The sequence below is a fragment of the Enterovibrio qingdaonensis genome (genome assembly GCF_028683135.1).
GTDB classification, from domain to species: Bacteria; Pseudomonadota; Gammaproteobacteria; order Enterobacterales; family Vibrionaceae; genus Enterovibrio; species Enterovibrio qingdaonensis.
Map to the genome: position 1 here is coordinate 60,395 of NZ_JAJUBB010000005.1, position 12,894 is coordinate 73,288.

Below are 12,894 nucleotides of genomic sequence, written 5' to 3' on the forward strand. Positions count from 1 at the left end.
TATGCGCCAAGTAAGTCCAAAATTACAAACCTGGTTAGCCAACTTTAATGTGGCAGTAAATCAACTTATTGAGGGCGGTTTCAAACCCACCGCGACCAATGCCCGTGAAGGTCTGGCCAATTTAACCAAAGGCCTCGTTACTGACATTCCGGCAGTTGCATGGGTACAAGACGATTTAGTCGTCGGCGGCGAATACTCGGTACCCGTGCGTATTTACCACCCTGCACCTGACGCTGAATTACCGGTATTGGTGTATTACCACGGTGGTGGCCATATGGCAGGCAGCGTGACTGTGTATGACCCGATTTGTAGAAAGCTCGCACTCGCTACACAGCATATTGTGGTTTCCGTCGACTATCGACTTGCGCCTGAATGTGCCTATCCTGCTGGTGTAAACGATGCGTACTCCGTCGTTAAACATTTATGGCCAACACTGGATAGCAGGAAGGTGAAATACATTCCTACACTCTCCATCGCAGGCGACTCTGGTGGTGGTGCGTTAGTCGCAACTGTCAGTGCCAAAGCGCAATTTGACAGTGACGTGAACATCGCCAAGCAGGTGATGGTTTACCCGAGTCTGGATTACACGATGGACAGTGCATCCATGGAGCAAAATGCAACAGGATATCTGCTGCAAAAAGGCAAAATCGTCTGGTATTTCGACAACTACCTACAGCATGGTGAAGACAGAAAAGCCGTGTCGCCTTTGTATCAGCCAATGACAGCGCAACTTCCTGATACCCTGCTATTCACCGCCGAGTTCTGCCCTTTGAGAGATGAAGGTGTTGCTTACTGTGAATACGCAAAATCAGCTGGCGCGAACGTCGAGCATTATCACTTCACCGACATGATCCACACCTTCCTCAATATGGAAGATTTGGTCAAAGAAGAATGTGAACTGGTTTATCAAAAAATCAGCGACTTCTTGAACAAATAACCTCTCCACCCCGGCATCACTGGCTGAGCAAGTACCACTTGCCAGCCAATGATCGCCGACTCGCATGGAAACAATAATGAAAACACATACGCTGCTCTTCGCGCTGGCGGGGATTTGTGCACCTTTTTCCGCTTCTAGTGCCGTCACAGACATCAATCAAGACGTATCAATAGACTGGGGAATGGACGCCTATCTGCAGGCTTTCTCCGTCACACCTGACGCAGGAGAAAACCAACATGGCTACACCAGTCGTTTCAAAATGACAGCCAATTTACTGCTCGATGATGGCTGGTCAATTAACACTCGCTGGCAAGCCTATTATGACTGGTCCGGAGACCGCCGACACAGTGGGGGCTCGGGAACCAATTTTACAGATGGCGAGAATGCTGACGGGCTTTCGCTTGATCTTGGTTATTTGCAATATGCCGCAAACGACTGGATTTTCAGAGCGGGTCGCCAACGCGCGGATTGGGGTTACGGTTTTAACATTGAAAATGACCGACGAGATCGCTTACTTGCCATGAAATCCCTGAGTTACGGCCAAAGCAATTCCGTTAGTGTTCTGGGTATTTATGACCTCAGGTTCGCCGAAAAAGAGCTAGACACTACGTACGATGTTTACGATGACGTCCATATGTATGCGCTGGCTGCAGTAGGTAAGCATGGCATCGTCGACTGGGGAATGTTGTGGGCGTATTTTGATGGCGGAGCCAACAATATTGGCGACCCGTCGCAGGGGATCCCTCAACAAGGATATGGTATTGATTACTTCCATAACGTATCTCCGTTTTTAACCGTTAATCTGGATGCTTTGCAACTAAGAAGTGGTGTCAATATCATCCTGTCAGATTCAAACGAAACGCGCGGAAAATACACCACATGGGGAGATGATAGTCTGGCTGGATTTATCGAAGCCAGCTACAGCATAACGCCCAATGTGACAGTACAGGCGCAGGGTATCGGTTACGTTGACGGTGGGCTGGTAGGTCGTGGGTTTGACACCTATTCTGGCCTTATCAACAATAGTGACCGAAATGACCCTAGCCCAATTGCGCGCCAGTACTTTGGTGGATTAGGCCATGAAGGCAATGACGGTCAGATTTATGCGGCAAGGCTTGATTGGCAGATGGACGATGCGCTAAATATTAAAGTCGCAGCCGGGCATATGTCCATCAGCAACCACCTCGGAAATGGGCAAGATACAGAAGCCCAATTTGTCGATGCTAAGGCATTGTATGCATGGAGCAAACATACAAACATTGGCATGCAAGTCAGTTGGGCCAATGAAGATATTGATGATTTAGCCGTAATGGCACGAATCAATATTCGTTACCACTGATTTCATAGATAACGATATCAAGGGTGAATGCACCGCCATTCACCCTTTAGTAAGTGGTTACTTTCGTTTCATACCCTTGCCAACACTGCTTCTTTTTTCATCGCAGCGTGACCCAATAGCCAGTTTTCTCTACATTTCACATTAAGTTTGTGCGCTAGATGTGATTCTTATCTTATTATTTGAGTAGACGAACCCAGTAATGGCAAACAATGAAACAAAAACAACAACGCATCGTCGCAATTGGCGGCGGTCACGGCTTAGGGCGCGTGCTCTCTGCACTCAGAGACTTTGGTGAGAACGTTACCGGCGTAGTAACTACAACGGACAACGGTGGGTCTACCGGTCGTATTCGTGCCTGTCAGGGCGGGATTGCTTGGGGCGACACACGTAATTGCATCAATCAGCTCATCACAGAGCCTTCTATCGGCTCAATGATATTTGAGTATCGCTTTCGTGGTAACGGAGAGTTGAATGGCCACAACCTCGGCAACTTAATGCTTACCGCACTCGACAATCTTTCAATTCGTCCGTTGGAGGCAATTAACCTGATCCGCGACATGCTGAAGGTTTCGACGCATATTGTTCCTATGTCTGAACATCCTGCAGATCTCGCAGCACAAACGCGTTCAGGAGACATTATCGCTGGCGAAACAGACGTGGACGAATTAGCGGAGCCTCCCGCAAGGTTATTGCTAGAACCTGTCGTACCTGCCACAAAAGAAGCGGTTCTCGCCATCCAACAAGCCGACTTGATTGTACTTGGCCCCGGCAGTTTCCTGACCAGCGTCATGCCGCCACTCTTGCTTCCAGAAATCAGCCGCGCCATGAAGCTGACACCTGCAAAAATCATGTTTATCCGGAATCTGGATAAAGAGGCGGGCCCCGCAGGCCAAATGTCACTTTCGACCATGCTAACGTGGTGCGAACGATCGATTGGCGGGAGAAAAGTCGATGTCGTATTAGGTCCGGATGAAGAATCCGATCTCGATAAAGATTACAAGCAAGTGGTTGCAGACCTTGCGTCTGCGAACCACCGCTGGAGACACGACAGAGAAAAGCTATCCCTGGCGATTGAACAAGTCTTGCTGGCGAGCTAACGCCTTGTACTCAGACGCTGTGCCTTGCAACATGGTTGTGAGGCGCGGCAACTGATCATGAACCCAAGAGTCTTGTCCGAGCTTAACGCGAGACTCACACTCTCTCGCCAACTCCGCAAGCTCATCAGCGCCGAAACTGGCTGCACTGCTTTTGATTGCGTGGCTGATTTCTCGAACTTTAAGCGAGCTCGGTGTATCTGTAAGCTGATCAGAGTATCGGCTCAATTCATCACTAAAAACGATCAGAAGTGAAGATACGGTTTCTTCACCTACCTCCACCGCTAGCCGCCGCAATGTTTCGTGGTTCACCGTCGACGCCATATTCCTAGTTCCTTTTTTCTTGTGACTCTTGCCAACTTTGCAGTTTTCGATAAATAGTTGATGGACTTACCTCTAACAGGCCAGCTGCTTGAGGAATGTTTCCGTCACATGCATCAATCGCGATTTGTATTGCGCGTTTCTCGACTAACCATAAAGGCTCGATATCCGCTTTTGTGATTGATTCAGGTCTATTTAACGTCGAACTAACAGCAAAACTTTCTTCGCGTATGTGGGCAATAGTGTTTTGATTTTTGTTATTCGAACCTAGTGATGCAATTTTGACACCAGAAACGGTGGAAAGAGGGGGAGGAAGCATAGTTTCCGTGACTTCCCGCGCATTGTGAAGCACGACGATATTTCGTATTACGTTCTGTAACTGTCTGACATTACCCGGCCAATCATAGCTAATGAGCCGCTGAATAACGCCAGCATTAAAGGTGCGGAAATCTTTCCCTTCTTCCATGGCAACATGCAGCAACAGAGATTGTGCAATCTCCAGCACGTCTTCACCACGATCACGTAACGGCGGTAAAGTAAGCGGAATAACATGCAATCGGTAGTAGAGGTCTTCTCTAAAATTCCCCTTCATTACCTCTTCCCAAGGATCGCGATTGGTTGCACAAACAAAGCGCACATCAACCTGTCTCACTTTAGAAGAGCCAACTTTTTGGAATGTACCTGTTTGAATAAAGCGAAGAAGTTTTGACTGTAGGTCCAAATCCATCTCGCAAATTTCATCCAGAAACAGCGTGCCTCCATCGGCCATTTCTGCTGCCCCTTCGCGCTCTGCTGCCGCCCCGGTAAACGCCCCTTTAACATGACCAAACAGCTCACTTTCTATCAGGTCTTTAGGGATGGCCGCACAGTTGATCGCAACAAATGGGTTCTTGGCCCGCGCACTGGCAGCATGTACTGCTTCCGCACAGACTTCTTTCCCCGTTCCGCTTTCACCAGTAATAAATACCGTAGCTTTACTTGGCGCCGCTGAGTCAATAACTCGATAAACGGCCTGCATTGGCACGCTTCTTCCAATAAAACCATAGTAAGCACCTTCTGGGGATTGCTTATTTATGGCGCTCTTTGGTTTCAACGCATTGTTGACAGTGACCCGCAGTAAATCCGCTTCGCAAGGTTTGATCAAGAAGTCGCTGGCACCATAGCGTAAGGCTTCTACAGCTGCATCAATTGAGCCATGCGCAGTCATGATAACGACTGGAATATCAGGCTTTTGCTTGCGTATTTCAGCAAGTACTTCGAACCCAGAAAGGTCGGGTAAGCGCAAGTCGAGTAGGATCAATGAAAACGCACTATCAGAGCTAAATTGCTCTAAGGCTTGTCTGCCATTGCTTGCGATTTCAACATCCACATCGAGTGGATTGAGATAAGATTTGTATAGCGCAGCTACTGATGCAGTATCCTCTACCATCAGTATCCTTTTCTTAGCGCCAGAATCTAGCATTATTCCCCCTGCTTTGATCCCGAAAATTTTTTTGTTTTGATATTGTCTCTAGTATAACGCCGATCTTCTTGTCGCAAGGTGTTTTGGATGCGTTTTGCATTGCAAAATGCAAAAGAATTTGCAAAACCTTATGATATTACACTGAGAGTTTGCCGAATTCTAACACATGAAAAATTGGCACAGTATGTGCTTATACTAATATGACCCTTCGGGGTCACCTAGCCAACTGACGTTGTTTGTGAGCACTTCGTTCACTGAAACAAGACAGCCAACCGACTTATTTACGGTTGGCTTTTTTTTTAACTGTTTTGAATAAACAAAGCCCTCAACGTTGATATCTCATCACGTAAGCCAGCAGCCGTTTCAAACTCCAAGTTCTGTGCAGCTTCATACATTTGCGACTCGAGTTTCTGAATACGCGCTTCAATCTGCTGTGGCGACTTCGCCGCATACGCAGCATCTTCTTCTGCGACCGCTTTAAGCGATGGGGTGACCTTTGGCTTGTGCGATTTACGCTTGCCACCAATCTCCATCACATCAGCCACTTTCTTATTCAGCTTTTGAGGAATAATTCCTTTTTCTTCATTGTAGGCTTCTTGCTTAGCTCTGCGTCGCTCCGTCTCATCAATCGCACGTCGCATTGAACCCGTAATGTTATCCCCATAGAGAATCGCTTTACCGTTCAGGTTACGCGCAGCGCGACCAATGGTTTGTATCAGTGAGCGCTCCGAACGCAAGAAACCTTCTTTGTCAGCATCTAATATAGCAACGAGTGACACTTCGGGCATGTCCAAACCTTCTCGAAGTAAGTTTATGCCCACCAGCACGTCAAACTCGCCTAAGCGCAAATCACGAATAATTTCGACACGCTCGACGGTATCAATGTCCGAGTGAAGGTAACGCACCCGCACATCGTGTTCTTCAAGATATTCCGTTAAATCTTCGGCCATACGCTTGGTTAGCGTGGTCACCAAAACGCGCTCATCAATGGCACTTCGAATGCGTATTTCTGACAGCAAATCGTCGACTTGTGTGGTGACAGGACGCACTTCAATAATAGGATCGAGCAAGCCTGTTGGTCTCACGACTTGATCGGCTATCTCGCCATCCGATTTGTCTATCTCGTAATTTCCCGGTGTTGCCGACACATAAATGGTTTGCGGAGCCAGAGATTCAAACTCATCAAATTTAAGCGGGCGATTATCAAGTGCTGAAGGTAATCGAAATCCGTATTCCACCAAGGTTTCTTTGCGTGATCGGTCACCTTTAAACATTGCCCCAATTTGCGGCACAGTGACGTGAGATTCATCGATGATAAGCAGGCCATCTGCTGGCAAGTAATCAAATAAGGTAGGAGGCGGCTCGCCTTCAGTTCGGCCACTCAAATACCGCGAGTAGTTTTCGATGCCAGAGCAATAACCGAGCTCTTGCATCATCTCAAGATCAAACAAGGTGCGTTGAGAAATCCGTTGCTCTTCAATCAGTTTATTGTTCTCAAGCAATACTTTCTTGCGGTCCGCCAGTTCTTCTTTGATGTGTTCAATTGCATCGAGAATTTTCTCGCGAGGCGTCACATAGTGTGTTTTCGGATAGATAGTGCAGCGTGGAAGGTTACGTTCAGAAATCGCGCCTGTCAGTGGGTCGAATACGCTGATACATTCCACTTCATCATCAAACAATTCTATTCGAATTGCATCTCTGTCTGATTCCGCGGGGAAGATATCAATGACCTCCCCTCTGACTCGAAAGGTACCTCGAGTAAACGCTTGGTCATTTCGGGAGTACTGCAGTTCTGCCAAACGGCGCAACATGCTGCGCTGTTCTATCACATCCCCACGGCGCAAATGCAGCATCATCTTTAGGTAAGAGTCGGGATCACCCAAACCATAAATAGCGGACACCGATGCGACAATGACCACATCGCGCCTTTCCATTAACGCCTTGGTCGCCGACAAACGCATTTGCTCGACATGCTCGTTAATAGACGCATCTTTCTCAATAAAGGTGTCAGAAGCAGGCACATACGCTTCTGGCTGGTAATAGTCATAGTACGAAACAAAATACTCTACGGCGTTGTCAGGAAAAAATTCCCGCATTTCGCCATAAAGCTGCGCCGCCAACGTCTTGTTAGGCGCAAGGATCATCGTAGGCCGTCCCATCTCTGCAATGACATTTGCCATCGTATAGGTTTTGCCCGACCCCGTAACCCCCAACAAGGTTTGATGAGCAATACCCGAGTCCAGCCCCTCAATCAACTGACTGATTGCGGTTGGCTGATCCCCTGAAGGTTTAAACGGTGACTGTAATTTAAAAGTCTTACTCATGACGCGTCCGTGACTTAAATACTGAACCCGTCATTTTGCGCTTGGATGAGGGTAAGTCAACTGACAATATCCTGACAGTGAAAAGGTCTCAGCCTACTCAAGCATGAACCTCTCGGGTTTAGCGGATCGTCCACAGTGATCGTTTTACCGCTTCACCTCTTTTTACCTATGTAAAACCAAACACAGAACTTCCAACTAAACGCCCAAATGATGTTCAAGTTCAGGTTGCTTGAGGATATTCCTTTTTGCGTGATTGACTTATCGAATCCTCCCCACCATCATCAGCAACAATAGCAAACCAAACGGCCAACATGATCCAAACGCTGGTCGATTAAGATTGAGAATTAGCATGAAAAAAGTCGCACTGGTAACAGGTGGTTCAGCAGGTATCGGTTTAGCCGTGGTAGAAGGATTTATCGCTGAAGGCTACACCGTCTACAGCTTGGATATTCAACAAGGCCCGAAAGGACAATGGTTGGACTGCGACGTGACTGATTCAAACGCAGTCCAAACAGCGGTAAATACGGTGGTTTCTAATGAGGGGCAGATCGATGCATTGGTTTGCAATGCGGGGATTCACTTTAGCTCTACCATAGAAAATACATCTGAAGCTGATTTAGACCGGGTGCTCAGTATCAATGTGAAAGGGGCGTACTATGCAATTCGCGCGTGCTTGCCAACGATGAAGGACGCTAAACAAGGCAGTATCGTTCTGCTCGGCTCCGACCAATGTACCATTGGTAAACAAAACTCGTTCGCTTATAACATGAGTAAGCACGCTATTGCTTCTATGGCAAAAACCACAGCACTGGATTATGCCAAATTCAACATCCGCGCTAACGCGGTGTGTGCAGGGACTACAGAGACCCCGCTTTATCATAAAGCGATTGATGCATACTGTGAGCGTTCTGGTGCAGATAAAGCAGAGATCCACAAAGAAGAAGGCGCATTGCAACCGCTTGGCCGTATTGCTCAGCCTGAGGAAGTGGCAAATCTGGTTGTGTTCCTTGCCAGTGACAAAGCAAGCTTTATGACTGGCGGGCTTCACGCGGTCGACGGCGGATACACGGCACAATAAGCATGAAGATTATCGACCCACATCTTCATCTTTTTTCGCTTGAAGACGGAAACTACGGATGGTTAAAACCACAAAACCCTCCCTTCTGGACAGACAAGACGATCATACACCGTGACTTTCACGAAAAAGACCTATCCCTTGATAGCCCTTTGGCATTAACAGGGTTTGTGCATGTCGAAGCTGGGTTTGATAACGCGCAGCCATGGCGAGAAATTGAATGGCTAGAAGCATCTTGCTACCTGCCATTTAAAAGTATTGCGTGTGTTGATCTCACCTTGCCTCAAGACGCATTTGCGGTTCTCGTCGACAAGCTGACTCAATATCAAACTGTTGTGGGAGTTCGCCACATTTTAGATGATGACGCGGTCAGATTACTAAATCTCGCCTCAGTGCAAGACAACCTGCGAACACTTGCGGAAAATAACCTAATTTTCGAAGCACAATTTGATGCAAACGACACACAAGCCGTAGAGGCATTTTTCGACACGACTCGGCAACACGCTGACCTTCAGTTTGTCCTTAATCATGCTGGCTTCCCTCCCTCAGAAAATGACAAGCCTTGGGAGATAAACCTTCAACGTCTCTCTAAGTCGAAAAACCTATGGGTGAAAGCCTCAGGTTGGGAGATGAGCGATCGTCATTTTAGCGTTAAAACCATGCTTGAACGCATAAATGCGCTGATCGCGTGTCTGGGAGAAGAACGTGTCATGCTGGCAAGTAACTTCCCTTTGACCTTGTTCAGAACAACATATTCAGGATTGTGGGCAGACTACCTTGCATTGCCCTATTCAGAGATGACGTTAAAGAAACTTTGTTTTGAAAACGCCAATCAATGCTACCGCTTTTGACGAGATTCGCTGTATGAAAAGGAAGAGCCCGCACTATGCGGGCTCTTTTCTGTTCGAACTAAGGCGATATTATTTGATAACAAGCCGAGGTGAACGCATCACCACGTCATCATTCAACTCAATACCGATACCCGGCGTTTCTGATACCTCAAAGAAGCCATTTACAGGCTGAGGGTCTTGAATACACAACTCGCGGTTCCAAGACTTAATCGCATAAGTATGGTGTTCGTGAATAAGGAAGTTCGGGATGGCCGTTTCCAAATGCAGTGAAGCCGCTGTTGCTACAGGACCACCACAGACGTGCGCTTGAATGCGCACATCGAAGATATCAGCGTAATCACACACTTTCTTCGTTTCAGTAAAGCCGCCACACAACCCGATATCGGGTTGCAATACGTCCACACTCTGGTCTTCAAGGTAAGGCCTTACTCCCCAGCGGTTATAAAGACGCTCGCCCCCGGCGATCGGCACATTCACGCGATCTGCCACTTTCTTATGCAGTGAATGATTCAGGTAGTTCACGGGTTCTTCGTAATACATGCAATCAAACTCTTCGGCGATCTCGCCAAGTTGAATCGCGGTTGTTGCTCCCGGCAGGCTGTGGCATTCAAAAATGATATCAACCTCATCGCCTACCGCTTCTCGAATGGCTTGCATACGCGCACGATAGAGTTTCATTTCAGCACGAGAGATGATCTTGGTGCGCTCGTAATAGGTGTTCCCATCTTTGTCATACATGATTGGGTCAACTTTTACGGCATCGTACCCTTCTGCGATCGCTTTAAGTGCTGCTTCTGCATACTCTTCAGGTTGGGAAAGGGCTTTAAATTCTTTATCCCAATCGAACTGAAGCTGAGACGCATAGGTACGCAGCTTGTCGTTAACTTTGCCGCCTAAAAGCTGATAAACCGGCAGATTAAGTGCCTTGCCTTTTATATCCCACAAGGCAGTATCAATTGCACTCATTGCGGCATAAACAACAGGACCACCGCCGAGTCCCCAAAAACTTTCGCGCAACATACGTGACCAAAGCATTTCAGTTTGAAACGGGTCATGCCCGATTAAAAACGCTTCGGCCATCTCTTTGATCATATTCGCTGCCGCGCTGTGCCCTAAGTCATAAGCCAGCCCGGCTTCGCCCACACCGTTGATCCCTTCATCTGTGTGAATCCGAACAAACACGGGATTCCACGCTGGGCGCTCAGGGCAATGAATGTCGAAAACTTCAACCGACGTTACTTTCATCCTTGTTCTCCATTTCGTCTTTTATTCAGACAGGTTTTCTTACTGCCCGATTTATTCCATAAAACTGGGGTCTAATCGCCACGCTTTTCTTAATAGAGACGGCCAAGCCTTCTGCCCACCCGTACTGCCAGAATGCACAACATTCGCCTGTGCATAAATATTGTCCTGAATACTCTGCGGAACGGGAATAATTTCTTGACCCGCAGACTGCAGCATTAACTGCACTTCACATGCCCGTTGCATATCATAGAAACGCATGAATGCGTCACCTACCGTTGGACCAAGTGTTAGCCCACCGTGGTTTACCAGTAACATATGATTAGTCGTACCTAAATCCTCTTGCAGACGCTTTCTTTCATCATCGTTTACTGCAAGTCCTTCGTAGCCATGGTAAGAAAGCGAAGACAACGAAAACATGGAGTACTGGCTAAGAGGTTTGAGACCTTCTTTTTGACTCGCCACAGCGATGGTTTCATTGGTATGCAAATGGATAACACAGTGCGCATCCGGCCGAACCTCGTGAATCGCACTGTGAATGGTGAAACCGGCGGGGTTAATCGTAAAAGGTGAGTCGTCAAGAATATTGCCATCGAGGTCGACCTTCACCAAATTCGAAGCCGTCACCTCATCAAATGCCACGCCAAACGCATTAACCAGATACGTATCAGTACCCGGTATACGTAAAGAGATATGCGTGTAAATGAGATCATCCCAGCCCATATGCGCGACCAAGCGGTAGCAAGCTGCCAAATCGACACGTCGCTCCCACTCTTCCGGCGAAACCTTGTCCTTCAATGACGTGTTAGATAATTCAATCATTGTCGCATCCTTACGCGTTGTCTTTTTTTCAGCTTGTCTTATTTATGGGCAGTTCGCAATCATCCTTACAGAAAACAGGGGGAGTCTGCAAATAACACCGAAGTGAATTAAAAAATACAAAACAGAGGTAAAGTCGTTGCCTTCTCAAACACATTCAGTGGATATCCCTTCAAAATAAGGATCCAAATTTGATGATTAACACACTTATCCACAGATTTTGTGGGTAACATTGTCAACGCCAAACCCTGAAAGACTTTTTAAATGTCAATCCAATTCTGAAAAAATGTCCATCAAATCGACTGAATACACACGATTTCGCTCAATGAGACCTTCATCACAAAGTTTTAGCGTAATAATTCATCGACCTCTGTCGCTGCAACGCGCTTGATATCGTCGTCAACCCTTACGCGAGGTCAAACTTTAACCAACTTAAGTCAGGTGCCCAAAAACACAAATCGGAATGAATAAAGACGTCGCTCGACCGTGAATATGAACAATGCCGCCCAAAACGGGAGTTACGCGATGTTTTTTGCCTTTAATTTAGCCAGTAGCACAAAAAAGAAACCAAATCTGATCGCACTTTAAACGGATGATTTAAAATCCGCATTTTGTGCTATTTCAATGGTTGACAGCCAGAAAGACGATAGCTAAGATTCGCCCCGCTTTGAGAGATTCCCCCTTAGTTCAGTCGGTAGAACGGCGGACTGTTAATCCGTATGTCGCAAGTTCAAGTCTTGCAGGGGGAGCCACTTTCGATGATTGGTTCAATGAACGAGTCATCCGCTTGAGATTGTCGCTACGCGATATGTCGCAAGCCTAGGCGGCCCCGTTAAGTCATACAGGGAAGCCACTTTCGATACATCGCCAAGGCGGTGAATCAATAAAATCTGCTCCCCCTTAGTTCAGTCGGTAGAACGGCGGACTGTTAATCCGTATGTCGCAAGTTCAAGTCTTGCAGGGGGAGCCACTTTCGATACATCGCTAAGGCGGTGAATCAACAAAATCTGTTCCCCCTTAGTTCAGTCGGTAGAACGGCGGACTGTTAATCCGTATGTCGCAAGTTCAAGTCTTGCAGGGGGAGCCACTTTCGATGATTGGTTCAACGAACGAGTCACACGATACATCGCCAAGGCGGTGAATCAATAAAATCTGTTCCCCCTTAGTTCAGTCGGTAGAACGGCGGACTGTTAATCCGTATGTCGCAAGTTCAAGTCTTGCAGGGGGAGCCACTTTCGATACATCGCTAAGGCGGTGAATCAACAAAATCTGTTCCCCCTTAGTTCAGTCGGTAGAACGGCGGACTGTTAATCCGTATGTCGCAAGTTCAAGTCTTGCAGGGGGAGCCACTTTTAAGAAACCTAGTCCTCGGGCTAGGTTTTTTTTCGCCTGTTATTCAGGCGGGCACGACTTGGCGTCCCCGTAAAGCC

The 12,894-nt window shown here is 47.3% G+C and carries 10 protein-coding genes and 5 tRNA genes; 10 read left to right on the plus strand and 5 right to left on the minus strand.

Translation table 11 applies throughout. The features are described 5' to 3' along the window. The first annotated feature begins 1 nt into the window (after position 1). The 3 genes from LRP49_RS08685 (at position 2) to yvcK (ending at position 3,373) form a co-directional block, all read left to right on the plus strand. Positions 2-937: an alpha/beta hydrolase gene (locus tag LRP49_RS08685; RefSeq protein ID WP_274141666.1), complete on the plus strand. Its 936-nt coding sequence runs from the start codon at positions 2-4 to the stop codon at positions 935-937. Positions 938-1,013: 76 nt separating this feature from the next. Continuing rightward, entirely contained in the window at positions 1,014-2,276 is a 1,263-nt protein-coding gene (locus LRP49_RS08690; protein WP_274141667.1) for a hypothetical protein, read from the plus strand. A 209-nt stretch (positions 2,277-2,485) separates the two neighbouring features. Next, positions 2,486-3,373: a uridine diphosphate-N-acetylglucosamine-binding protein YvcK gene (yvcK, locus tag LRP49_RS08695; RefSeq protein WP_274141668.1), complete on the plus strand. Its 888-nt coding sequence runs from the start codon at positions 2,486-2,488 to the stop codon at positions 3,371-3,373. Here the strand turns inward: yvcK and LRP49_RS08700 are convergent. From LRP49_RS08700 to uvrB, 3 genes are all read right to left on the minus strand, one after another. Next, positions 3,335-3,694, minus strand: coding sequence for an Hpt domain-containing protein (locus tag LRP49_RS08700; RefSeq protein ID WP_274141670.1), 360 nt, complete (start codon positions 3,692-3,694; stop codon positions 3,335-3,337). The genes yvcK and LRP49_RS08700 overlap by 39 nt on opposite strands. Before the next feature lie 4 nt (positions 3,695-3,698). Beyond that, a complete protein-coding gene (luxO, locus tag LRP49_RS08705) occupies positions 3,699-5,153 on the minus strand; it encodes a quorum-sensing sigma-54 dependent transcriptional regulator LuxO (protein WP_274141671.1) in 1,455 nt (484 codons plus the stop codon). Positions 5,154-5,452: 299 nt separating this feature from the next. After that, positions 5,453-7,477, minus strand: a complete 2,025-nt coding sequence (gene uvrB / locus LRP49_RS08710; RefSeq protein WP_274141672.1) for an excinuclease ABC subunit UvrB — start codon at positions 7,475-7,477, stop codon at positions 5,453-5,455. Positions 7,478-7,826: 349 nt separating this feature from the next. Between uvrB and LRP49_RS08715 the strand changes: the two genes are divergently transcribed. Together LRP49_RS08715 and LRP49_RS08720 are read left to right on the plus strand one after the other, a co-directional pair. Continuing rightward, positions 7,827-8,555, plus strand: coding sequence for an SDR family NAD(P)-dependent oxidoreductase (locus tag LRP49_RS08715; RefSeq protein WP_274141673.1), 729 nt, complete (start codon positions 7,827-7,829; stop codon positions 8,553-8,555). 2 nt (positions 8,556-8,557) lie between these two features. Continuing rightward, positions 8,558-9,403, plus strand: coding sequence for an amidohydrolase family protein (locus tag LRP49_RS08720; protein ID WP_274141674.1), 846 nt, complete (start codon positions 8,558-8,560; stop codon positions 9,401-9,403). Between the two features lie 69 nt (positions 9,404-9,472). Here LRP49_RS08720 and LRP49_RS08725 read toward each other — a convergent pair whose 3' ends face one another. Together LRP49_RS08725 and LRP49_RS08730 are read right to left on the minus strand one after the other, a co-directional pair. Further along, on the minus strand, positions 9,473-10,648 hold the full coding sequence (locus LRP49_RS08725) for a mandelate racemase/muconate lactonizing enzyme family protein (protein WP_274141676.1): 1,176 nt from the start codon (positions 10,646-10,648) through the stop codon (positions 9,473-9,475). A gap of 51 nt (positions 10,649-10,699) precedes the next feature. Next, positions 10,700-11,467, minus strand: a complete 768-nt coding sequence (locus LRP49_RS08730; RefSeq protein ID WP_274141677.1) for a class II aldolase/adducin family protein — start codon at positions 11,465-11,467, stop codon at positions 10,700-10,702. Between the two features lie 673 nt (positions 11,468-12,140). On the opposite strand from LRP49_RS08730, the gene LRP49_RS08735 reads away from it, so the two are divergent. The 5 genes from LRP49_RS08735 (at position 12,141) to LRP49_RS08755 (ending at position 12,813) form a co-directional block, all read left to right on the plus strand. Beyond that, positions 12,141-12,216, plus strand: a tRNA-Asn gene (locus LRP49_RS08735). Between the two features lie 142 nt (positions 12,217-12,358). Continuing rightward, positions 12,359-12,434: transfer RNA gene (locus LRP49_RS08740), tRNA-Asn, on the plus strand. A gap of 41 nt (positions 12,435-12,475) precedes the next feature. After that, positions 12,476-12,551: transfer RNA gene (locus LRP49_RS08745), tRNA-Asn, on the plus strand. A 69-nt stretch (positions 12,552-12,620) separates the two neighbouring features. Continuing rightward, positions 12,621-12,696, plus strand: a tRNA-Asn gene (locus LRP49_RS08750). 41 nt (positions 12,697-12,737) lie between these two features. Further along, positions 12,738-12,813 (plus strand) — tRNA-Asn (locus LRP49_RS08755). Positions 12,814-12,894: the final 81 nt, after the last annotated feature.